This window comes from Nocardioides sp. YJ-D4, assembly GCF_054031495.1.
Window position 1 is genome coordinate 1,609,868 of record NZ_CM132932.1, and the last position, 23,525, is coordinate 1,633,392.

At 67.6% G+C, this 23,525-nt stretch carries 18 protein-coding genes; 11 read left to right on the forward strand and 7 right to left on the reverse strand.

What is annotated here, in order from left to right; translation table 11 throughout:
- Window positions 1–33 precede the first annotated feature (33 nt).
- From ACW14X_RS07870 to ACW14X_RS07895, 6 genes are all read right to left on the reverse strand, one after another.
- Window positions 34–2,064, reverse strand: coding sequence for a thioredoxin domain-containing protein (locus ACW14X_RS07870; RefSeq protein ID WP_160024915.1), 2,031 nt, complete (start codon window positions 2,062–2,064; stop codon window positions 34–36).
- 99 nt (window positions 2,065–2,163) lie between these two features.
- Window positions 2,164–4,479, reverse strand: coding sequence for a hydantoinase B/oxoprolinase family protein (locus tag ACW14X_RS07875; protein WP_457165221.1), 2,316 nt, complete (start codon window positions 4,477–4,479; stop codon window positions 2,164–2,166).
- 11 nt (window positions 4,480–4,490) lie between these two features.
- Window positions 4,491–6,596: a hydantoinase/oxoprolinase family protein gene (locus tag ACW14X_RS07880; RefSeq protein ID WP_350838294.1), complete on the reverse strand. Its 2,106-nt coding sequence runs from the start codon at window positions 6,594–6,596 to the stop codon at window positions 4,491–4,493.
- Between the two features lie 185 nt (window positions 6,597–6,781).
- Complete coding sequence (locus tag ACW14X_RS07885; protein ID WP_457165222.1) at window positions 6,782–7,516, reverse strand: TetR/AcrR family transcriptional regulator; 735 nt, start codon at window positions 7,514–7,516, stop codon at window positions 6,782–6,784.
- Window positions 7,517–7,563: 47 nt separating this feature from the next.
- Window positions 7,564–8,703 carry an acetyl-CoA C-acyltransferase gene (locus tag ACW14X_RS07890; RefSeq protein ID WP_457165223.1) on the reverse strand — a complete coding sequence of 380 codons (1,140 nt, stop codon included), beginning with the start codon at window positions 8,701–8,703 and terminating at the stop codon, window positions 7,564–7,566.
- Window positions 8,696–10,045 (reverse strand): MFS transporter, encoded by a 1,350-nt coding sequence (locus tag ACW14X_RS07895; protein WP_457165224.1) that lies wholly within the window; start codon window positions 10,043–10,045, stop codon window positions 8,696–8,698. Before ACW14X_RS07895 ends, ACW14X_RS07890 begins: the two co-directional genes overlap by 8 nt.
- Window positions 10,046–10,201: 156 nt before the next feature.
- On the opposite strand from ACW14X_RS07895, the gene ACW14X_RS07900 reads away from it, so the two are divergent.
- The 4 genes from ACW14X_RS07900 to ACW14X_RS07915 are packed head-to-tail and all read left to right on the forward strand — an operon-like array spanning window position 10,202 to window position 13,164.
- Window positions 10,202–10,957, forward strand: a complete 756-nt coding sequence (locus ACW14X_RS07900) for a maleate cis-trans isomerase family protein (protein WP_457166056.1) — start codon at window positions 10,202–10,204, stop codon at window positions 10,955–10,957.
- Window positions 10,958–10,985: 28 nt separating this feature from the next.
- Window positions 10,986–11,672: a VOC family protein gene (locus ACW14X_RS07905; protein WP_457165225.1), complete on the forward strand. Its 687-nt coding sequence runs from the start codon at window positions 10,986–10,988 to the stop codon at window positions 11,670–11,672.
- On the forward strand, window positions 11,669–11,917 hold the full coding sequence (locus tag ACW14X_RS07910) for a hypothetical protein (RefSeq protein WP_457165226.1): 249 nt from the start codon (window positions 11,669–11,671) through the stop codon (window positions 11,915–11,917). Before ACW14X_RS07905 ends, ACW14X_RS07910 begins: the two co-directional genes overlap by 4 nt.
- On the forward strand, window positions 11,914–13,164 hold the full coding sequence (locus ACW14X_RS07915) for an alpha/beta hydrolase (RefSeq protein ID WP_457165227.1): 1,251 nt from the start codon (window positions 11,914–11,916) through the stop codon (window positions 13,162–13,164). Before ACW14X_RS07910 ends, ACW14X_RS07915 begins: the two co-directional genes overlap by 4 nt.
- Before the next feature lie 149 nt (window positions 13,165–13,313).
- On the opposite strand, the gene ACW14X_RS07920 is transcribed toward ACW14X_RS07915, so the two are convergent.
- Window positions 13,314–14,858 (reverse strand): FAD-dependent monooxygenase, encoded by a 1,545-nt coding sequence (locus tag ACW14X_RS07920; protein ID WP_350838303.1) that lies wholly within the window; start codon window positions 14,856–14,858, stop codon window positions 13,314–13,316.
- 104 nt (window positions 14,859–14,962) lie between these two features.
- On the opposite strand from ACW14X_RS07920, the gene ACW14X_RS07925 reads away from it, so the two are divergent.
- From ACW14X_RS07925 to ACW14X_RS07955, 7 genes are all read left to right on the forward strand, one after another.
- A complete protein-coding gene (locus ACW14X_RS07925; RefSeq protein ID WP_457165228.1) occupies window positions 14,963–16,684 on the forward strand; it encodes a (2,3-dihydroxybenzoyl)adenylate synthase in 1,722 nt (573 codons plus the stop codon).
- Complete coding sequence (locus ACW14X_RS07930) at window positions 16,681–17,421, forward strand: SDR family oxidoreductase (protein ID WP_160024926.1); 741 nt, start codon at window positions 16,681–16,683, stop codon at window positions 17,419–17,421. Before ACW14X_RS07925 ends, ACW14X_RS07930 begins: the two co-directional genes overlap by 4 nt.
- 366 nt (window positions 17,422–17,787) lie before the next feature.
- Complete coding sequence (locus tag ACW14X_RS07935) at window positions 17,788–19,272, forward strand: GH32 C-terminal domain-containing protein (RefSeq protein ID WP_457165229.1); 1,485 nt, start codon at window positions 17,788–17,790, stop codon at window positions 19,270–19,272.
- A 59-nt stretch (window positions 19,273–19,331) separates the two neighbouring features.
- Window positions 19,332–20,669 (forward strand): ABC transporter substrate-binding protein, encoded by a 1,338-nt coding sequence (locus ACW14X_RS07940; protein WP_457165230.1) that lies wholly within the window; start codon window positions 19,332–19,334, stop codon window positions 20,667–20,669.
- Entirely contained in the window at window positions 20,662–21,567 is a 906-nt protein-coding gene (locus ACW14X_RS07945) for a carbohydrate ABC transporter permease (RefSeq protein ID WP_457165231.1), read from the forward strand. Before ACW14X_RS07940 ends, ACW14X_RS07945 begins: the two co-directional genes overlap by 8 nt.
- Window positions 21,564–22,472 carry a carbohydrate ABC transporter permease gene (locus ACW14X_RS07950; RefSeq protein WP_201451103.1) on the forward strand — a complete coding sequence of 303 codons (909 nt, stop codon included), beginning with the start codon at window positions 21,564–21,566 and terminating at the stop codon, window positions 22,470–22,472. The genes ACW14X_RS07945 and ACW14X_RS07950 overlap by 4 nt, the downstream gene beginning before the upstream one ends.
- Entirely contained in the window at window positions 22,469–23,518 is a 1,050-nt protein-coding gene (locus ACW14X_RS07955) for a LacI family DNA-binding transcriptional regulator (RefSeq protein ID WP_457165232.1), read from the forward strand. Before ACW14X_RS07950 ends, ACW14X_RS07955 begins: the two co-directional genes overlap by 4 nt.
- Window positions 23,519–23,525: the final 7 nt, after the last annotated feature.

Consider the following 23,525-nt stretch of genomic DNA (forward strand, 5'->3'; position numbering starts at 1 on the left):
CGACATAGGGGATCACCACATAGTTGCCCGGGATCAGGTATGGGTCTTCGCCAGTTCCTCCACGGTGGTGACCGGGCGCTCGCAGACGAACCCCCGACAGACGTACGCCGCCGCCCTCCCGTCCACGGGAGTGCGGCTGCTCAGCAGCGGGATGTCCTCGCGCGCCTCGTCGGCGACGACCACCACCGCACCCGGCTTGCGCCGGGCCGCGGTCTCGAGAGCGTCGCGGTCGGGTCCCGGCGGTCCGACGACCGCGATCTCGAGCGGACCGTCAGCCATCGTCGCCGCGGCCGCCAGCGACCAGCCCGCGAACCGGGGCGCCTTGGCCATCAGGTTGCTCGTGGCCGCGAGCGCCTCCTCGGCGGCCGTACGGTAGCGGCCCTCTCCGGTGAGCGCGTGGGCGGTGACGAGCGCGTGGACCATCGCGCTGGTGCCGCTGGGGCTGGCGTTGTCGGAGGGGTCCCGGGGCCGGGTGACCAGCGCCTCCGCGTCGTCGGCGGTGTCGTAGAAGCCGCGGTCCTCCGCGCGGAAGTGGGTCAGTGCGGTGTCGAGCAGTGCCGTCGCCCGGTCGAGCCAGGTGCTGTCGCTGGTCGCCTGGGTCAGCGCCAGGAAGCCGGCCGCGACGCAGCCGTAGTCCTCCAGCACCCCCGCGTGGGCCCCGGCCACGCCGTCTCGGCTGACGCGGAGCAGGCGGACCGACGATTCGCTGGTCGAGCCGCCGGAGCCGCTAGGCGGAGGCGTGTCGAGACCAACACAGTGCGTTCGCCACAGCAGCTCGCCCGCCGAGACCGCGGCGTCCACGTAGCGCCGCTCCCCCAGCAGCAGTCCGGCGTCGACCAGACCGCTGATCGCCAGCCCGTTCCAGGCCGCGACGACCTTGTCGTCGCGTGCCGGGCGTACCCGCTCCGCGCGCGCCGCCAGCAGACGCGCCTTGACCGCCTCGAGCCGCTCGGTGTCCTCAGGCCGGTGCCGCAGCTGCAGGGTTGAGGCTCCTTCCTCGAAGGTGCCTGCCTCGGTCACCTCGAAGACCTCGGCTGCCCAGGCTCCGTCGTCGGCACCGAGGACGTCGACGAGCTCGCCCGGCGTCCAGACGTAGAACTTCCCCTCGACCCCCTCGCTGTCGGCGTCGAGCGCGGAGGCGAACCCGCCCTCGGCGGTGCCGAGCTCGCGGATCATCCAGTCGGCGCTCTCCCGCGCGACCCGGTCGCCGAGCTCGGTGCCGAGGCGGGCGTAGAGGCCGATCAGCTGGGCGTTGTCGTAGAGCATCTTCTCGAAGTGCGGAACGACCCAGCCGCGGTCGACGGCATAGCGGGCGAACCCACCCCCGATTTGGTCGTAGATCCCGCCACCGGCCATCGCGGCCACGGTCCGCGAGAGCATGTGCGAGACCCGCGAGTCCGCCCCGGGCGCACCGGCCGCTCGCCGCAGGAACTCCAGCACCATCGACGGCGGGAACTTCGGAGCACCCCCGAACCCTCCCGCCATCGGGTCGAACTCCCCGGCCAGCGTCTCGACCGCGGCATCGACGTCGACCTGCCAGCTGCCCGCGGACCCAGCCGCCCCGGAGATGTTGGCCAGGTGCTGACGTACGTTCTCCGCCACCGCCCCGATCTCCGAGCGCCGCTGCGTCCACGCCTCCGAGAGCGCCTGCAGCACCTGCGTGAACGCCGGCTGTCCGTGCCTCGGCATGTCCGGGAAGTAGGTGCCGGCGAAGAACGGGTTGCCGTCGTGGTCGAGCACCACCGTCATCGGCCACCCGCCCGACCCGGTCATCGCCGTCGTCGCCGCCATGTAGACGGCGTCCACATCCGGCCGCTCCTCCCTGTCGACCTTGATGTTGACGAAGTGCTCGTTCATGTACGCGGCCGTCGTGGCGTCCTCGAACGACTCGTGCGCCATCACGTGGCACCAGTGGCAGGCGGCGTACCCAACCGAGAGCAGGACAGGTACGTCCCGCCGCCGCGCCTCCTCCAACGCCTCTGCCCCCCACTCCCACCAGTCGACCGGGTTTTGAGCATGCTGGAGCAGGTACGGCGAGGTCGCAGAGGCAAGTCGGTTGGCCACACCCCCAGCCTTGCACGCATGGGACAAGTATCGGTCGGTGTCGTCTTCCCACGAGCTGCGTCGCGACCGCACGCGGGCACGGTCGCGACGCCGGTGAACCTACTGTGTTGCGACGAGACCGACTCCAAGGCGGGAGACATCGTCGGTCTGGTCGATGTGGTCTGCCGGAACGATCGTCGAGGTGATCGCGGTCCAGCATCCGGGGCAGCAGAGCTGGCGGAAGACGATCTGATCGTCCACGTAGTGCCCTGGGTCGGAGGTGACCTGGGGCCCGGCGTCGGTCGATGGCCCGTCGTAGATCGCAAGGCCGAGCGACACGTCGCGGGTGACGTCGGCCAGGCCGAGACCGCAGTGTGCACAGCCGACCGTGTCGCCGGCGATGACGAGGTTGTCGTCGATGCGACGCGCTCGGGTCGTGTCGAGCGTCCCGCGGTCGCGGGGCTCTGTCCTCGATCGCTGCCGTCGCTCGTCACGCAGCTCCGCTCGCCGGGTCGTGGTTGCCGCTTGGTCGACCTCGCCATTGGCGAGAACGACGCCGTAGACGGTGGTGGCGGCGGCGGGGCTGACCTTGTCCTCGACGACGTCGTGGAGGACAGCGTGCGGGTCGCGCAGCAGAGGATCGCCGTATCCACCGCCGCCCTGCCAGTTCATGTAGAGCACCTCGCCCGGCGCGAGGTAGGACTGCGCATAGCAGTTCCCGATCTCGACATCGCCGCCGAAGTCATCCAAGGACTGGGGGATGCGGCCCTCGGCGAGAATCTGTCCGATGTCGACCTGGCGGGCGACGGCATCGAGACCGGTGTTGCCCGGATAGCCGCCCGCGAGGCCGTTGTTCTGCGATACCGCCTTGCCCGCCGAGGCGAGCACGAGACCCGCCGGCTGTGAGGACCCGTGGAGGGTGACAGCCAGCGAGGCGCTCACTCCCCCGCGCTGGCGCCCCGGGCCACCGGAGTCGGGTTCCTCGCGTCGCCACAGGGTGAGCAGTGGGTAGAGGAACTCGGTCATCTCGACGTCGGGGATGCGGCCCATCGGGATGCAGAACAGCCCGCCGGTGTCCATGCCGTCCATCTCGGGGCGGGCACCGAATCCACCGGCCATCGGTTCCATCATCACGTTGAGGAACGGCATCGGTACGTCACCGCGTTCGTCGAGACCCGCGACGACGGCAGTGTCCCACGTGCCACAGCAGGCGGCCTGGACGCTCTTGCCGATGTCGGCGGAGCGGTCGAGCATCTGAGACAGGCACTGGGCAACCAGGGTGCCGGTCAACCACGCTGGTCCGATCGGGCCGCGGCTGACGGCGGCGGGATAGGTGGCGTTGTTGATCGTTCCTTCCTCCGACACCAGGTCGAAGCAGCGCATCAGTCCGCCTGCAGACCAAGGGATGTCGTTGGCGAGGATCGGGAGGAGGGCGAGCATCACTCCGCCACGCATGCCTGCGTAGGTGCAGTTGATCATGCCTGCCTGCGGGTCGGTCCCGGTGAAGTCGAAGGTCAGGTGGTCGTCCCGCTTTGTCATGGCCACGGTGATCTTGTGCACACCGCGGTCACCCTCGTGGGACTGGTCCTGGTAGCCGGTGGCCTCCCAGGTGCCGTCGGGCAGGTCGCTGAGCTTGGTGCGCATCCGGCCCTCGGCGTCAGCCATCATCCGCTTCATGACGGCCTTGACGGTGTCCGCGCCGTACTGGGCGATGACCTCCTCGAGCCGCTTGCGGCCGACCGTGTTCGAGCCGACCTTGGCGCGCAGGTCGAGGTTGACCAGCATCGGCACCCTCGAACGGCGGATCCACACGTCGACGACGTCGTCCTGCAGGTCGAAGTCCTTGACCACCTTGATCGGTGGTGTCGGCAGGGCCTCGGAGAACACGTCCTGCGCCGCAGGGCTGAAGGAGCCGAGCCCGACACCACCGAGGTCGGGTTCGTGGCAGATGGCGCTGGTCCAGGCGAAGAGCTTGCCGTCGTGGAAGACGGGCTGGAAGACGATCACGTCGTTCTGGTGGAGTCCGCCGCCGACCCAGGGGTCGTTGCAGAGGAACATGTCGCCCTCGCGGATGCCGGGGTTGTGCGATCGGTTGCGCAGCGTCCAGTAGATCGCCAGGTCGACCGCACCGGCGAGCATCGTGTTGTAGAGCCCTACCTGAACCTCCTGGCCGAGCTCGTCGCAGATGGCGAAGTCGAAGTCGTTGGCATCGGTGACGATCGGCGACCCGGACATGCGCTTGAGCGCTTCGCCCATCTCCTCGGTCACTGACCAAAGGCGGTGCCGGACGACCTCGTACGTCAGGGGGTCCAGGTCATCGATCTGAGCCTGGCTGACGGAATGGACCTTCAAGGAGTCCGGCAGGCCTGCCGCGATCTCGTCGTGGTCCGTGGGACGGCTGGAGAAGTGCTCCGAGCCGGGAATCTGCATCGTCATGTCAGTTCCTCTTAGTTCCTGGTGATGATGGTCAGGTTGCCGAGGTGGTCGACCGTGCCGGTCATCTCCGGCGGTACGACGACGGTGGTCGTGGGGACCTCGATGATCGCCGGCCCGACGATCCGGTGGCCCGCACGCAGCTCGCGGTAGTCGTAGACCGGGGTGTCGACGTACCCCACGCGCGGGTCGAGGCAGACCTTGCGGGTCGCGTGGAGCGCGACGGACGGGTCGGGTTCGGCTGCGGAGTCCACCTTCGGCAGGGCAGGTGAGAACGGCAGGACGCCGGTGCCGCGGACGCGGAAGGTGATCGCTTGGACGCCGGCAGCGCTGAAGCCGGTGCCTTCGCCGAAGAGTTCGGCGTAGCGCTGCTCGAAGTCGGCCATCACCTGGGTCATCGCCGCCGCGTCCAGCGCGCCGGCCGGAACCTCGACGGCGACCTCGGCGAGCTGCGCGGTGTAGCGCAGGTCGAGGGACCGGACCAGCTCGATCCGCTCGAAGTCGAGGCCTTGCCGTTCCAGTGCGGCCTTGACCTGGTGCTCCAGCGAGGTGAAGTTCTCCATCGCGCGGGCCGGGTCGAGCGGCATCTGCCCCGGGTCGGAGAGCTCGGAAGCAAGCACGATGTCGGAGGAGGCGAGGCCGTAGGCGGAGAACGCGGAGGCCACGGGGCCGAGCGGCACGATGCACTCCTTGACACCGACCTCGGCAGCGTAGAAGCCGCAGTACGCGGGACCTGCACCACCGAAGGCGTAGAGAACGAAGTCGCGCGGATCATGGCCGGTCTCGACCACTGTCTTGCGCAGCAGGTCGCCGGTCTGTGCGTTCTGGATCGCATAGATCGCGGCAGCGGCGTCCTCGATGCTGAGGCCCAGTGGCTCGGCGATCTTCACGCGGATGGCTTCACGCGCTGCCTCGACGTTGAGCGCCTTTCGCCCGCCCAGCAGGCCGGCCTCCGGGAGGATCCCCAGCACGAGGTTGGCGTCGGTGTTGGTGGGCTCGGTGCCACCGGAGTCGTAGCACGCGGGTCCGGGCACCGACTGCGCGCTGCGCGGACCGACCTGCAGGTTGCCGCCCTTGTCGAGCCAGGCGATGGCGCCTCCACCGGACCCGATGGCGTGGACCTCGAGGGTCGGCACGTTGATCGGATGGTGGTTGATGATCGTGCTGCTGGTCCGCACCGGTTCACCGTCGACGACCAGACCGACGAGGAAGGTGGTTCCACCGACGTCGGTGGAGATGATGTTGCGGTGTCCCAGCTGCTCGCCGAGCGAGACAGCACCGACCACACCACCGGTGAGCACCGAGCCCACCGTGCTGATGGCCGTCGCGGGTGCTTCCGCGGCGGCGATGGCGCCACCATTGCTCTGCATGACGAGGAGCGGGCCGACGAGGCCGTGCTCGCGGAGCCGACCCTCGAGCGAGCCGAGGTAGTCGCGCAGGCCCGGGCCGATCTGGGCGCTCATCACTGTGGTGGAGCTGCGGGCGAACTCCCGGATCCGGGGGCTCACCTCAGAGGAGAGGGAGACGAACATGTCCGGGTCGATCTCGTGGACGATCTCGCGGATCCGCTGCTCGTGGGCCGGATTCTTGAAGGACCACAGAAGGGAGACGGCGATCGCCTTGACGTCGGCATCCAGGAGCTTGCGGACGGAGGTACGCACCGACTCCTCGTCCAACGGAACGATGACCGCTCCGTCGCGGTCGATGCGCTCGATGACCTCCAGTGCGTGCCGCTTGGGCAGAAGGCCGTGGTCCTTGCTCTGCCCCAACACGTTCTGGAGCTGGTCGGGTGATCCGCCGAGGTAGCGGCCCTCGACGTTCATGATGAAGATCGAGTCGCGGTGCCCTGCAGTTGTCAGGAAGCCGACTGGAGGCACGTTGCCCGTCACCAGCGCGTTCAGCGACGACGTGGTGCCGTGGGCGATGTGGTGCGTGTCGGCCAGCATCTGCTCCACCGGCATGCCGAGCTGCTCGGCCAGCACCCCCAACACGTCCATGACGCCTTGGGAGTAGTCGGGCGGCGTCGACGGCGCCTTCGCCGCGACGATGTTCCCTGTGTCGTCGTCGAGCACGGCGTCCGTGAAGGTTCCGCCGACGTCGACACCGATGACGTAAGCCATGAGCATCCTCGTTTCGTTGTGTCCGTAGTCACAGACGCTAGAACGCTTCGACAGTAACGTCAATAGGTTGACGCATGCGTAAATCAGAAGCTGCTCGTCGCCGCTCGTTCTGGTCGGTCGCGAAAACGCGTCGGGGCCCCCGCGTTGTCGCGGGGGCCCGACGAGAGGTGGTGAGACCTGACTGCTCAGCCGCCGAGCAGGTCCTCGAGGTGGTCGAGATCGCGGCGGATCAGTCGCAGGACGTCACGCGGCTCCGCGCGAGTGGTGGCGCTGCCGTCAGGGTTGACGAGCGACGCCACTGCCATGTCGGCCAGTTGCTCGCAGATCAAGTCGAGGTCGTTGCGCTCGTCGGGGTGATACCACCAGGCGACCCAGTTGTTCATACCCAGCAGGCCGAGCGCGGCCACCCGCGGGTCGACAGGCCGAAACACGCCCTGCGCAACCCCGTCCTCGATGACCCCGGCCATCGCCTTCAGCACGGCGCGACGACCGGCCATATGCGTGGTGGCGATGCCCTCAGGGAGGTCGGCCTCGGACCGGATCAGGAGCTGGAACCGCGATGCGCTCTCCGCCTGGCGGCGCACACTCATGGCGACGATCTCGTGCACCTTGCGGGCGGCATCGATGTCGTCGCGGTCAGCTATCGCCTGGATGCCAGCCGCGGAGTCCTGAGTGATCTCAGCGACCAGCTTCGCCAGGAGCTCGTCCTTGCTGCTCACGTAATGGTAGAGCGCCGGCCGAGTCAGCCCGACGGCGTCGGCGATGTCCTGGAAGCTGGTCCCAGCGAAGCCACGTTCCGCGAACAAGCGGGTGGCGTGATCGTAGATCTCCTGCTCGACCAAGCCGCGACGGACACCGGGTCGTGCCGGATCGGCATCCTTGCCGGCCTTGGTCTTCGTGCGGGGTTTGCTGGTGCTCATGACGTGGATGTTATCGATTTTACGGTCATGTCAAGCAGAGTGGCGCGTCATCGCAGCTCGAAGAGTCCGGCTGCACCCATGCCGCCGCCGACACACATGCTGACGACGACGTACCGCGCTTCACGGCGTCGCCCTTCCAGGAGCGCATGGCCGACCATGCGGGCACCGCTCATGCCGTACGGGTGCCCGATGGCGATGGCTCCCCCGTTGACGTTGTATCTGTCAGGGTCGATTCCGAGGCGGTCCCGGCAGTAGACCGCCTGGGAGGCGAAGGCCTCGTTGAGCTCCCACAGGTCGATGTCATCGATGCTCAGGCCGTGTTGGCGCAGCAGTCGCGGGATCGCGAAGATCGGACCGATCCCCATCTCGTCCGGCTCGCATCCGGCCACTGCCATCCCACGGTAGACCCCCAGTGGTTCGATGCCGCGCCGAGCGGCCTCGCCACCCTCCATGAGGACGACCGCAGCAGCCCCGTCCGACAGTTGCGACGCATTCCCTGCGGTGATCGTCGCGGCATGCCCTGGACGGTCAGGGAGTACGGTCGGCAGGCCGCGGAGGCCCTCGATCGTCGTCGACGGGCGGTTGCCCTCATCGGCCTCGATGCGGAACGGGACGATCTCGTCGTCGAACAGACCTGCAGCCTGCGCCGCGGCCGTACGCCGCTGTGACTCGAGGGCATAATGGTCCTGCCTCTCCCGCGTGATGCGGTAGCGGTCCGCGACCGTCTCGGCCGTCTCCAGCATGCTCACGTAGATCGCATGCCCTCGCTCCGCGAGCCAGGCGTCCCGTGCGCGGTAGGTGTTGCGGTGTTCGTTCTGCACCAACGAGATCGACTCGACGCCGCCTCCGACCGTCACCTGCATGCCGTCGACGACGATCTGCTTCGCAGCGGTCGCGATCGCCATCATGCCCGAGGCGCACTGCCGGTCCAGGCTCATCCCTGGAACGCTGGTCGGAAGTCCCGCTCGAAGGGCGGCCTGCCGGGCGACGTTGTAGCTGGACGTACCTTCCTGCATGGCGCAACCCAGGACGACGTCCTCCACCTCACCGCCCTCGACCGACGTGCAGCCAAGGGCGGCGGCGATGGCGTGCGCCGCCATCGCCGGCGCAGAGACTCCGCTCAGCGCGCCCCGGTATGCCTTTCCGATCGGCGTCCGCGCGGTGCCGACGATGACAGCCTCACGCATGGGTACCAGTCCCCGGGGCCGGGCTGGTGCGCTTGGCGCCGGGGATGGCGAGAATGACCAGGCAGCCGACGAGCGCAGGCGCCGCGTACGCGTAGAACTGGCCAGAGGCGGGTAGTCCGGTCGCCAGCAGATAGCCGCCATAGATGGGTCCCAGGACCCCGCCCAGGCGGCCGGCCCCCAGGGACAGGCCGAGCGCCGTCGCCCGGCTGTCGGTCGGATAGGAGCTTCCGACATAGGTGTTGATCAAGATCTGGGTTCCGGTCGTGCCCACTCCTGCCACAGCGACAAGGAGATAGACGACAGCGGTCGGCGGATGCAGTGCGAGCAGGGAGAGCGACCCCGCGGCAGCGAGGAACGCCGCGGCGACAACCGGCTTCGAGCCGAGTCGATCGGCCAGGGGCGAGGCGGCCAAGGTTCCGAAGACGGCACCGAGGTTGAGCACGAGGAGAAAGGACAGCGCCGAACCCAGGCCGTAGCCCGCCTTCACCATGAGCGCCGGCAGCCACGCGTTCGCACCGAACAGCACCAGGAGACACAGGAACGTCGCCACCCAGAAGAGCAGCGTGGTCGCCAGCAGCTCTTTGCCGAAGATGGTGCGCACCTGCGCCCGTCGTCCGGTCGCATCCCCAGCAGCCGCGGGGGCAGCCGAGGCGTCGATGCCCTCGAGGTCGACGTCGAGGCCATGGCGCTCGATCACCGCACGAGCCTCACCGGCGCGGCCCCGAGCCCGAAGGTACTCAACCGATTCAGGAAGGTGGCGAAGCAGGAGAGGCAGCACGATGATCAGCGGCACCAACCCGACGGCGAACATCACCCGGAAGCCGTAGGCGGGGACGAGGACGATGGCGAGCAGGCCCGCGAAGACGCCGCCGATACCGACGCCGGCGAAGGCGACGGCCGTATTGAAGCTTCGCCGGTGTCTCGGCGAGTACTCGACGATGAGCGCGACGACAGTTGGCATGAGTCCGCCGGCTCCGAGGCCGACGACGAACCGGAAGAACCCGAACTGGCCGGGGCTTCCGGCGACGGCACACAACCCCATCGCGACAGAGAACACGGTCACGCTCAGGACCATGGTCCTGCGGCGTCCGATCCTGTCCGTCAGGGCCCCCGATCCCAGAGCACCCACCAGCATGCCGAAGACGGCGAGAGATCCGAGGAAGCCAGCTCGTTCAGGGGTGAGATCCCAGGCCTGATAGCTCAGCAGGCTCGGAACCACCGTGCCGTACATGATCAGGTCGTAGCCCTCGAGGGCAAGCGCAGCGAAACTCAGCGCGAGAACGGCCCTGGGGGTTCGCCGAACGTTGAGCCCGGCTCCAGTCGCGGTCGTAGGTGTCTGCATGTCGAACTCCTTGGTGTCGACGCAGACCGTAGATCGACTCGACATCTTCGTCAATAGTTTGACTCACGCGTCAAGAGCCCAGATCACGACGAATTGACGCTTGCGTTGACTTTTCGTCACATGCGTTGAAAGATGGACGGAGACGAAAGGACCCCCATGAACCACGTACGAATCGGCTTGGTCGTCCCGAGCTCCAACGTGACGGTCGAGACGGAAATGCCGGCCATCCTGAACCGCCACCCGCTGGCGAGCTTCTCGTTCCACGCCAGCCGCATGCGGATGGCGAAGGTCTCCCCCGAGCAGCTCGCCGCGATGAACGCGCAGCGCGAGCGTTGCATCCTCGAGCTGGGTGACGCTTCTCCCGACGTCATTCTCTATGCCTGCCTGGTCGCCCTGATGTCTGTCGGGCCGGGCGAGCACCAGCGGGTCGAGGGTCTCGTGGCCGAGCAGCTCGCGACCGGCGGTGCCGATGCGCGCGTGCGTTCGAGCGCGGGGGCCTTGGTCGAAGGGCTCCAAGCGCTGTCGGCGCGGCGCATCGCGCTGGTCACCCCTTACATGAAGCCGCTGGCAGAGAAGGTCGTGGCGTACCTCGAGGCCGAAGGCTTCGAAGTGTCCGATTGGCGTGCGCTCGAGGTCGAGGACAACCGCGAGGTCGGCTGCATCCCCGGTGATCGGGTCTTGGAGGCGGCCCGGAGCCTCGATCTGACTGAGGTCGACGCACTCGTCATCTCCGCCTGTGTCCAGATGCCGTCGCTCCCCCTCGTCGAGGTGGCCGAGCAAGAGCTGGGCGTGCCGGTGCTGTCCGCCGCGACGGCTGGCGCCTTCAGCATCCTGCGGGCTGCCGGACTGTCGGTGGACATCCCCGGCGCCGGCTCCCTGCTGCGCACCGACAGTCTGCAGCCCACCCTCTGACCCCACGACCAACGGCGAAAGGAATCCGATGAGCTCGCTCTCCGACCAGCACCTGGTCCGTGGCGTCGACCACGCCGCCTTCCCCACCTTCGACCCCGTCGGCACGGTGCGTTTCTACCGGGACACCTTGGGTTTCCCGGTCGTGCATTCGATCTGTGCCGCCGGCTGGGGCCCTGATGACCACCCGGACTTCATCCACTTCTTCTTCGACATCGGCAACGATGACCGAATCGCCTTCTTCTACTACTTCGGCCTGCCTGCGCCCGAGGTGACGAAAGGCGACGTGTACGCCCAGTTCGGAGAAGGGACGCCGGAGTGGTTCGTCCGCTCGCGCCACCTCGCGATCCATGTCGACAGCGAGGACCACCTGCTGGAGTACCGCAAGCGGCTCGATGCGAGCCAGTGGCCCGTCGAGATGCAGATCCAGCACGAGACGATCGAGTCGATCTACACCCATGACCCCAACGGCTACATGGTCGAGATCACCCGTGCACTGCGCCCGGTCACCCCGCAGGAGGACCTTGACGCCAACCTGACCATCGACGCCCTCGTCGACATCGCCCAGCGTCCCGGCGCCGGCATGGACGACCTGCTCGTACGCAAAGCGGAGCTGATCGTCGAGCGCGCCGAGGCATGGCAGGGGCATCAGAAGGCGTTCGTCGAGGACGTACGCCCAGACCAGGTCGCCGGACCGGAAGGGCCGGTGGCGCGATGACCCACCGCCTCTTCGTGCTCGATGTTCCCGAGAACACCGCGATCGCCGCCGTAGCCGAGAAGGCGCCCGGTGTGGAGGTCGACAAGCTCGGTCCGTACTTCGTCATCGCGTCCGAGGACCCCGTCGTGATCGATCGCCGGGCAACCGGCGCACGGCACGCCGTCTGGTACAGCTGCGTCGCCGGCCTCGAGGGCTGCCGCATCACCCAGTGGGACAAGGACGCGCTCCGGATGGAGCGTCGATGACCGGCCCCCGAGCGGATCACGCAGGCACGGCCACGCGGCTCGGCTCCGGCCGCTACGTCGACACGATCGACGCGCCCGACGGAGCGGTGACCTCGGTCCATGAGCTCGTCACGGCTGATGACGCCAAGGTCACCGGCCTGCTGCGGGTGCCTGCAGGCGCGCAGACCGTCGTGACGATCATGCACCCGCGGCAGGACGTCACCCACCACTCGCTCGTGCCGTACCTCCTCCGCGCGGGATACGCGGTGTGGACCCAGGGTTCGCGGTCGCCCAACAACGACCTCACCCTCATCCACGAGCAGGCGATCCTCGACTTCGCAGCCGGGCACTCGTTCCTGCGGTCGCGGGGCCTCGGCGTGGTGTCTCTGGGCCACTCGGGCGGCGGCACACTCGCTGCCTTCTACTGTCAACAGGCCCGTCTCGATCCGGCGCAGCGACTCGCCACGGCCCCATCGGGACGCCCGGTCGCACTGCGCAGCGCCGACATGCCGCTACCGGACGGCGTGGTCTTCCTGGCGCCGCATCCGGGCCAGGGGGCCCTGCTCCGGCGCGTCATCGACCCCTCCGTCGTTGACGAGTCCGACCCGCTGTCGATCGACCCGGAGCTCGATCCGTTCGACCCCCGTAACGGGTATCGGGCGGCCCCGGAGCCGACCAGCTACGCCGCCGACTTCGTCCAGCGCTACCGGAAGGCGCAGCAGCGGCGGCTGCAACGGATCGACGAGATTGCACGTGCGCACGTTGCCGCCTCCGTAGCAGCAAACAGTGCTTTCAGGAACGGCGGCGTTGCCGCTGACCGGCGGCGTGCGCTTGCCCCTCGTTTGATCACGGTCTACCGGACAGACGCAGACCTGCGGAACGTGGACCTCACCCTCGACCCCAACGAACGGCCGTACGGCTCCCTGTTCGGGCGACGCCCGGACCTGACCAACTACGGCCTCGTCGGCTTCGGCCGGCTCAGCACGGCTGATGCCTGGCTCTCGACGTGGTCGGCCAACACCACCCACGCCGACTTCGTCCGCTGTGCTCCGGGGGTCACCGTCCCCACCCTCCTTCTGGAGTTCACCGGCGATCAGGCCTCCTTCCCATCGGACATCGCGGCAATGAGCAATGCGCTGGCTGCGAGCGACCTGACCGTTGATGCTGTGCAGGGCACCCACTTCGGTGGGCCGATCCGTCCCGGCGCGCCGACCGGCACGTCGCTGGCGGCGACGCGTATCGAGGACTGGCTCCGCCAGCGGTTCTGATTGCCGAACGCAGCCGCCGGCCCACGGGAGTTTTCCGTGGGCCGGCGGTTTCGATCTGTCTGCCGTCCGTCTTCGGTGAGGATCAATCCGGACGACACGGGACCCGATCTCCGCGAAGGAGATCGGGCCCCGTGCAGACGAGCGGCACATCACGATGTTGTGCGGACCACCAGGTCGATGCGGCCACTGGCCAGCCCGGCGACGGCATGCTCGATCCAGCGCTCGTCGATCCGCGCCGCAACCACCGCGCCGGTCTCCCGGCGCAGTCGTTCGCCCAGATCGAACATCGTGAGCGTCGATCCGAGGTCGTCCCCGGATCGAAGGAGGACACTGCGCGCGGAGTGGTCGATATCGGTGGCCAGGTGCTTCACCAGGGCGTCCCCTTCCGGACCCCAAGGGTCGCGTACATCGACAACGAGCTCGTGATGGCTGCCCAGCTCCTCGAGGGAAATCGACCGTGATGACCATGTCCGGTCGTCTCGAACCAGGGGCCGCGACAGGATCCACGGGGTTCGGTCGTCGTCGGGCACGTCGGAGACCGCACACCCGGCGTAGTGGCTCAGCCCGCGACGTACGACATCGCCGGCGAGGGCGGCGAAGCGGTCGACGCTCACCTTCCCGGCACGCGTCATATAGGCGATGAGCAGCTGGTCGACAGGGACGTCGAGCCGATCGGGGAACGTGTCCCACCAGCGCATGCTGCGCCGAGCGGTCTCCTGGAGATGCTCGACCGCGGGCCGGCGCTCGGTCTCGTAGCGGACGAGTGCCGACGGCAGGTCCGGCGCGGCCGCCAGGGCGGCGTCGAGTGCGATGCCGTCTTCCATGGCGAGCTTCGTCCCGGAGCCGATCGAGTAGTGCGCCGTATGTGCCGCATCTCCCAGCAGTACGACGTTGTGGTGGTGCCATCGGGCGCACTGGACGGTGCGGAACTGAAGCCAGCGGGTCCGGTTTCCGATGAGGGGGTGACCCTGCAGCTCGTCCTGGAACGCGGCGCTGAGGTAGGCCAGCGACTCCTCGTCGGTCTGGTCGAACGGGGTACGAACCGTCGTCAGGTCGAAACCGGCTCGGCGCCAGGTCTCCTCGTCCGTCTCGACGAGGAAGGTGCTGCGGTCCGGCGCGTAGGGGTATCCGTGAGCCACGAAGGTGCCGTGCTCGGTCTCGACGGGCAGGAACACGGCGCTCGGGAGAGCGAAGTCGGTTCCGCACCACAGATAGAGGGAATCATGAGTCTCGACGGTGACACCGAATGCGTCTTCGGCCCCTTCCCGGGTCGCGCTGCTAACCCCGTCCGCCGCGATGATCAGCTCGGCGTCGATCTCCGCTGCCGAGACCCGCTCGCCGTAATGCAACCGGACGCCGGCATCCTCGGCATGCTGACGGAGGACGTCCAGCAGGGTGGAGCGACCGATGGCGATGAGGTTGTCGACCGGTAGCAGCGCACGCTGTCCGCGGACCTCCATCGCCATCTCGTGCTGAAACGACCGCTCGACGATCGCGGCCAGACTCTCCGGGTCAGCGGCCTCGAGGTTGCGCTGGGTTCGGGTCGCGAGACCGACACCGAAGCCGAAGGTCTGGTGCGGTGGGCTCTGCTCGTACAGGTCCACGGCGCAGTGGGGATGGCGCAGCTTGAGGAGGCGAGCGACGTACAGTCCGCCTGGTCCTCCGCCCAGGACGGCGACGGAACGCAGTTCCACGGTGATGCCTTTCGGCCGACGACAAGTGTCTCCACGATATGCTTGTTTTACAGCTACGTCAATAACTTGACGCGCGCGTCGATTCCGGTCTACGGTGCAGACTGATGTCGACGGTCACCGGGCCGTCGCGGCGAGATGCCGAGGGGCACAGGATGGGCAGCATCGACTGGGCGGGACGAGTCGTCCCGTTCCCGCAGGAGCTCGTGTCGACGTACCGCGCCGAGGGTCTCTGGGGGACTCTCCCGATCGCGGCCGAGTTTCGCGCGGTCGCCGAGAGATACGCCGAGCGCGACGCGGTGATCACCTCGGAGGGTCGGCTCTCCTATGCCGAGCTCGACGAGCGGTCCGACCGCGTGGCCGCCGGACTCGTCGACCTCGGCCTCGAACCCGGAGATCGCGTCCTGTTCCAGGTCACCAACCGACTGTTGACGGTCGTCGCCTGGTACGCGGTCCTCAAGGCCGGTCTGATCCCAGTGTGCACGCTGGCCGTGCACCGCGCGCACGAGATCGGAACCATCGCCGAGCGCACCGGGGCCGTCGCGCACCTGGTCGAGTCGGGAACCCGCGGCTTCGACCTCGTCGCCTTCGCCGAGGAGCAGCAGGCCGAACATCCCCGGCTACGTCATCTCCTCACGATCGCGGCAGCCGCCGACGGGGCAGGAACTCGGATCGAGGATCTAGGTCAGCACCTGGATGCCGCCACCGCCCGCAAGATCGTCGACTCCATTCAGGCGGGCGTCGATCCTGACGAAGTCGCGGTGTTCCAACTGTCGGGAGGAACCACCGGCGTCCCGAAGGTCATCCCTCGCCTGCACGCCGAGTACTGGTACAACGCACGCGCCTACGCCGCTGCGTGGGATTGGGACGAGAGCACCCGCAACGGTCACCTGATCCCGCTGATCCACAACGCCGGGATCGTCTGCGGACTGCACGGCCCCCACAGCGTCGGGGGCGCGCTCATCCTCGCTACCCCCGACCTCTCCGAGGCTCTACCACTCCTCGCGGCTTCCCAGGTCACCGACGTGCTCCTCGGCCACGGCCACTACAACGCCATCCGCTCCCCCGAGTTCGACAGGCTCGCACCGACCCTTCGGACGGTGGTGCTCTCAGGTGCAAAGGTGCCCCTTCCGATCTTCGAGCGTCTCGAAGGACTCGGCATCTGGAGCGGTCAGCTGTTCGGAATGGGCGAGGGGTTCTTCGCGGTCACCCCGCTCGACGCACCCCGAGAGGCCCGCCTCACGACGGTCGGCTCCGGACTCTCTCCTGCAGACACGTTCGTGGTCCTGGCCCCAGGATCCGAGGATGAGGTTGCCGATGGAGAGGTGGGAGAGCTCTGCTGCTCGGGGCCTTACACACTGCGCGGATACTTCGATGCCGCCGAGCACAATCTCGGCGCGTTCACCTCGACCGGGCTCTATCGGACCGGAGACCTGGTCGCGGTGCAGACTTACGGGACCGAACGATTTCTCTCGGTCGAGGGGCGACTCAAGGACGTCATCAATCGCGGCGGCGAGAAGATCAATGCCGAAGAGGTCGAGGTCCTGCTGCTGCGCCACCCCGACATCATCGGCGCTGCTGTGGTAGCCATGCCCGACGAGAGGCTCGGGGAGCGGTCCTGTGCCTATCTCGTCGGACGCGGAGAGCCGCTCTCCATGTCCGACGTCCAACATCACCTCGACAGCCTCGGGGTTGCCAAGTTCAAGTGGCCTGAGCGGCTCGAGTGGATCGAGGAGATGCCGAAGACCGCGGTCGGCAAGATCGACAAGAAGCGCCTGCACGCACAGATCGTGGCTCGGGTCGAGGACGAGCGGCGCTCCCTCGCATGAGCACCCCAGCAGCACTGGTGACAGGGGGCTCAGCCGGCATCGGGTTGGCCATCGCTGCCATGCTCGTCGACCAGGGCTGGTCAGTGACCCTGGTAGGCCGCGACCGCGAGAAGCTGCTGAGCGCCGCTGCCAAGCTTGGCTCCGAGCGGGTCCACGTCGTAGCCGCCAACCTGGCGAACGACCTTGCCAGGGATGTGGTCGCCGAACACGTACGCCGTCACGCTCGGCTCGACCTCCTCGTCAACAACGCCGGCGCCGGCCTCATCGGCCCGATCCAGCAGAAGACCTCCAAGGAGCTCGACCTGGAGCTCGCCCTGAACCTCCGCAGCGCCGTGAGACTGATCCAGGAAGCTCTACCTCAACTGAGCGACGCCGCGAGGAGCAACGGCGCGAGCTGGATCATCAACGTCAGCTCGATGACGGCGACCGAGACGCCCCCGTACGCATCGGTCTACTCCGCCACCAAGGCAGCCCTGGTTGCTCTATCCCGCTCCCTCCACGCGGAGCTCAGCCCCGACGGCATACATGTCACCGCGCTGACACCCGGACTAGTCGACACCCCCGGCACCAGCTGGGCCCCGGAACACACCCGCGATCGGATGATCCCAGCCGAAGACGTTGCAGCAGCTGTTCGCTTCCTGCTGGGTCAGTCGTCTCGCTGCTTCGTGCCCGTCCTGCCACTCGTGACGGCGGGTGCGGGCATGCACGAACTGGTGGACTGGCGCGCGTTGGGCTGATTCGCTCTCGCAGGCCGCAACCGCAGATCCAGGTGACGTTCAGGACGTCCCACGGTGTGCACCTCATCCAGATGGCATGCACCAGGGCCGAACACGGCGCACGCGACTGACCTGAAGGCGTCGAGGCCGACCTCCACCGCTCACGATTCAGACCGTGACCCGCGCCATACGTTTCTGACCGCGAGAGACCTCAATCCTGGTCACACAAGCCACTGAGACCGTCGGGAAACGAATTCGGGACAGGAATCGCGTCGGCGGGCTCGGTCCCACCGCCTTGAGTTGAGACAACTTGGTTAACCGCTTGACCAGTGACCTGTGTCACATCTATGGTTCTTGCGTAACCGGTTAACCAACGAATGAGGTGTCATGAGCCAGCAGGGCTTCTACCGACCGCAGGGTGCATGGGTGGGCGATGTCATCCCATGGCAGGAGGACGGAACCTTCCACCTCTTCTACCTGCGCGAGACTCGTCGGACTCCGGCCGAGGGAATGCCGTGGCACCGGGTGGTGACGGAGGACCTCGCTGGTTTCCAGGAGCTCGGCGAGGCCATCGGATCGGGTGGGACCTCGGCTGACGACTTCAACGTCTACACCGGCAGCATCGTGCTGGAGGCCGATGGCACCCATCACGCCTTCTACACCGGCCAGAACCCGGCCAAGACGGGCAAAGACGGCCGACCGCTGCAGCTGGTCATGCATGCAACGAGCAACGACGGCATGCACACCTGGCAGCGGCGTCCCCAAGACACGTTCGGCGCCACCGACGGCTACGAGACCGGCGACTGGCGCGACCCCTTCGTCTTCTGGGACGAGGAGGCGCAGCTGTGGCGAATGCTGATCACCGCACGCCGTGCGGAGGGACCGGCCCGGCGGCGTGGCGTGATCGCGCAGTGCGTCTCGAGCGATCTGGTTCGCTGGGAGCCCGCGGAGCCGTTCTGGGACCCCCAGCGGTACGTCGCGATGGAATGTCCCGAGGTCTTCCAGTGGGGCGAGTGGTGGTATCTCGTCTACTCCGAGTTCAGTGACGCCTTCACCACGCGCTACCGCATGTCACGTAGCCAGCACGGCCCATGGATCGTGCCGGAGCACGACACGCTCGACGGACGCGCGTTCTACGCCGCCAAGTCGGCCGGCCGCGACTGCCGCCGCTTCTTCTTCGGCTGGATCGCCTCGCGAGAGGGCGCCCGCGACGACGGCGCCTGGCAGTGGGCAGGGACGATGGCGGTGCTCGAGGCCGACCAGCGGCCGGACGGCACCCTCGCGTTCCATCCGACCGACGGGTTGCGCGACACGTTGGACACCGAGATCGCCGACGGCGCCGGGATCGCCGCAGGAACGCTCTTGGACGCACCGAGCAGCCGTGCCGAGGTGCTGACCTCGACCGATGCACCGAGTGCCTTCCGGTCGGTCGTCAGGTTCGGCATCTCGGACGGCACGACCGAGTGCGGCGTACTGCTGCGTGCGAGCGCCGACGGTGACGAGGCCTACGTTCTTCGTCTCGAACCGAAGCGCGGCCGCCTCGTCTTCGACCGCTGGCCCCGCCGGAGCACCGGCACCGAGCAGTGGCAGATCTCGGGCGACGTACCGTTCGCGATCGAGCTGGAGCGTCCCTGCCACCTCGAGCCCGGAGTGCACGAGCTCGAGGTCATCGTCGACGGTGACATCTGCGTGGCCACCGTCGACAACGCGACCGTACTGAGCACGCGGATCTACGACCGCCCGACGGGCCGTCTGGGCGTCTTCGTCGGAGAGGGCACGGTCACGATCGACGCCTTCTCCGTCTTCACTCGCGCCGAGCCGGGCGACGAGCCCGGTTCCCAGGACCACGATCTGGTCGCGGCCGCCACCTGATCCCCTCCTCATCCGCCCGACCCATCCGACCCCTTCCGACCTAGTCAACGGAGACCACGATGCCCATCCGCCACCCCAAGACGGCGCTGTTCGCCGCCCTGACCGCCGCCGCGCTCACCCTCACCAGCTGCTCGGGCACAGCTGGCAGCGCCGACCCCACGGAAGTCGATCCCGAGGGCAAGGTCGAGGCTCGCGAGATCTCCTGGCTTCTCTCGCGCCCGGCCGATGGCGGCGTGATCACCGCGATGGAGCAGATCGCCGAGGAGTACGCCAAGGACCACCCGGGGTTCTCGCTCAACCTGATCACGACGCCCGACCGCCCCTCCTACATCCAGAAGTACGAGGCGCTCGCCGCAGCGAACAAGCTGCCCGAGCTGTTCGACACCGATGCGACGCCGTTCGCCCAGAAGCTCGCCGACCAGGGCCGCATGCTCGACGTCGAGCTGCTGCTGAAGGACCTCGGTCTCGATGACGACTATCGCGAGGCAGCGCTGAACTACCAGCGGTTCGACGACGGCTCCCTCTACATGGTGCCGTTCGAGTTCCAGCTCGAGTTCTTCTGGTACAACTCCGCGCTCCTCGAACGCGCCAAGGTCGAGATCCCCAAGACGCTCGACGACTTCCCTCAGGTCTGCAAGGACCTGCGCGCCGCGGGCATCACCCCGATCGCCCTCGACGGGCAGGATCAGTGGCCGCTGGAGCGCTACATGTCCTACTACCCGTTCAGGATGGCCGGACCGGAGTACGTCCAGGACCTCAAGAACGGCAAGGCGAAGTTCGCCGACCCCGCCGGCCGGGCGGCCGCCGAGTGGCTCTACGAGCTCGGTCAGGCCGGGTGCTTCCAGGAAGACTTCTCCTCGACCGGGTATGCCGATGCCCAGGCGCAGTTCACCTCGGGCAAGGCCGCGATCTACAACATCGGGACCTGGGAGCTCGCGAACCTCGCGACGGACGCGCTGGACCCGGGCGTACGCAAGTCTGTCGACTACTTCACGCTGCCGACGGTCGAGGACGCCGTCACCGACGACAACGCGTACGTCACGCCCTCAGGCATCGGCATGGCGGTCAACACGCAGACCTACGACCCGCTGGTCCGCGACTTCCTCGCCTACGCGCTCGAGCGCTACCCGGAGACGTACGCCTCGACCGGTGCCCTCTCCCCCACCACCAACGTGGAGACCTCGATCCCGGACAACGCGACCGACCTCTACGCCAAGGCGGTGAAGCAGGCCGACGGGGTCGGCGCGGAGAGCGCGATGCCCTGGGACACCCAGCTCGACCCCGCCACGAACACCCGCCTTCAGCAGGAGCTGACGCTGCTCGTCCAGGGAGACATCAAGCCGGACGAGTTCATCGAGACGATGGACGCGACCCTCGCGGAGAACAGCGATGGCTGACCTCGCACGACCGTCGATGCTGCCGCGCCGGTCGAGGCTGTCGGTCGCCGTCTTCCTGGTCCCACCCCTTCTGCTGTACGGCGTCGCGGTGCTGCTTCCGATCGTGCAGTCGCTGTTCCTCAGCCTGTTCAGCTGGGACGGCATCACGGAGATGAGGTTCGTCGGCCTCGACAACTACGTCAAGATGTTCGCCCGCGACGACGTCTTCTGGAGGGCGTTCGGCAACGCGCTCGGCTATCTGGTGATCTGCCTGGTGCTGCAGCTCGGCGGCGCACTCGCGGTCGCGGCGCTCCTGACGGCGCTGCCGCGGGCCCGGGAGCTCGTGAAGACGCTGTATCTGCTCCCGGCGGTCATCTCGACGGTCGCGATCGCGTTCCTCTTCCAGCGGATCTACTCCCTCGACCCGGTCGGCCCGCTCAACCAGCTACTGGCGTGGGTCGGTCTCGACGGCGCCCAGACCGCCTGGCTCTCGAACGTGAACACGGTACTCACGGCTGTGTCCGTCCCGGAGGGCTGGCGCTTCACCGGTCTCTACATGCTCATCGTCTATGCGGCACTCATCGCCGTGCCTCGCGAGCTCGAGGAGGCGGCTCGACTCGACGGCGCATCCTGGTGGCAGACGTTCTGGAAGATCCGGTTCCCCTACATCCGGCCCGTGTGGATCACGACCACGGTGATGGCGACCACCTTCGCGCTACGCGGTTTCGACATCCCCTACCTGCTGACGAACGGCGGCCCGGGCCAGTCCTCCGAGCTGCTCACCACGTACATGTACAAGACCGCGTTCGTGCACACCGACTACGGCTACGCCAGCGCGATCTCCGTCTTCATCGTCGTCGAGTGTCTCGTCGCCGTCGGCCTCATCTTCCTGCTGCTCCGTCGAAGGGACGACTCGTGACCACGCCTGTGCTCACCCGACCACCGAAGGCCGCCGTGCCGCACTCGCCGAAGCCCCGAGCGGCAGCGCGACCGCCACGGCTCCGTGCCCAACGCGCGCTGCTCACGATCACGATCGTGCTCATCGTCATCGTGCAGGTCTACCCGATGGTGTGGCTCTTCGTGACGAGCTTTCGCACCGCCGCTGACTTCGCCGGGGGCAGCCCGTTCGCGTTGCCGTCGGACTACACGCTCGACAACTACACCCGAGCCTTCGCGACCGGCAACCTGTGGCTGAACATCCTGAACAGCTTCATCGTCACGGCCGGTGCAAGTGTGCTGATCGTCGTCGCGGGGATGATGGCGGCGTACGCGCTGCAGGTGCTCGGGTTCCGATTCAGCGGCGTCGTACGCTCGCTGTTCCTGCTCGGAATCGTGGTTCCGGTGCAGATCGCGCTCGTCCCCCTCTTCATCGACTACTCCCGGGTCGGGCTCCTCGACACCCACCTGTCGATGATCATCCCGTTGGCCGCGTTCTCGCTCCCGATGGCCGTCTACCTGTTCTCGTCCTTCTACGAGTACATCCCCCGCGAGCTGTACGAGGCCGCCTCGCTCGACGGCGCCGGGCCGTACCGGATCTTCGCGCAGATCACTTTCCCGCTCTCCGCGAACACGATCATTACGGTCGTACTCGTGAACAGCATCTTCATCTGGAACGACTTCATCTTCGCGAACACCTTCGTGCTCTCCGACGGGCTCAAGACCATCCCGCTCGGCCTGCAGAACTACATCGGGGCGATGGGCAACACCGACTGGACGGCGACGTTCGCCGCAGTCTGCGTCACCGTGACGCCGTTGCTCCTGGTCTTCCTCGTCCTCAACAAGGCGATGATCCAGGGTCTGGAGAGCGGGGCGACCAAGGGATGAGCGGCACGGAGCCCAACAAGGCCGAACCCAACACGGCTGAGCCCATCAAGAGCGCGGCGAACGTGACGATGCGAGACGTCGCCAAGGCCGCGGGCGTCTCGGTCGCGACCGTGTCCCACGTCGTCAACAACAAGCCCGGGGCGCGCATCGGAGACGAGGCCAGACGCAGGGTGCAGGACGCGGTCGCGGCACTGGGCTACCGGCCGAACGCCTTGGCCAAGACCTTGTCGCGAGGAGGGTCGCGATTCATCGGCCTGGTCGCCGACGCGATCGCGACCACCCCGTTCGCCGGCCAGATCATCCACGGGGCACAGGACGAGGCCTGGGCGCACGGATATGTCCTTCTCGTCGCCAACACCGACGGCAACGAGGCAGCAGAGAACGAGGCCATCGCGATGATGCTCGAGCACCAGGTGCGGGGCATCCTCTACTCGAGCTGGTACCACCGCGAGATCGTCGTTCCCGAGATGCTGCACCAGACCGATACGGTCCTCGTGGACTGCTTCGCCGAGGGCAGCGGTCTTCCCGCCGTCGTGCCGGACGAGGAGCAGGGTGGCAGGACGGCGACCGAAGAGCTCCTGGCTGCCGGTCACCGGCGGATCGCGTTCATCAACACGACGACACCCTCGCCGGCCCAGAGCGGTCGCCTGGCCGGCTACCGGGCAGCCCTGGAGGCAGCAGGTGTCGGCTTCGACGACTCTCTCGTGTTCCCGGCCGAACCTGCCCAGGAAGGCGGGTACGCCACCGCGCCGCGAATCGTGGAGTCGGAGGCGACGGCCGTGTTCTGCCACAACGACCGCGTGGCGATGGGTCTCTATGACGGGCTGCGCGAGCTCGGGCTGAGCATCCCGACCGACGTCGCGGTCATGGGGTTCGACAACCAAGACGTGATCGCCGCGCACCTGCGTCCGCCGCTGTCGACGGTGGCGCTTCCGCACTACGAACTCGGTGCCGCCGGCGTACGAACGCTACTCGGCATCGAGTCGTCCACCGACGAGCAGCTGATCCGCGTCGCATGCCCATCCGTCCCACGACATTCGATCTGAGGAACGC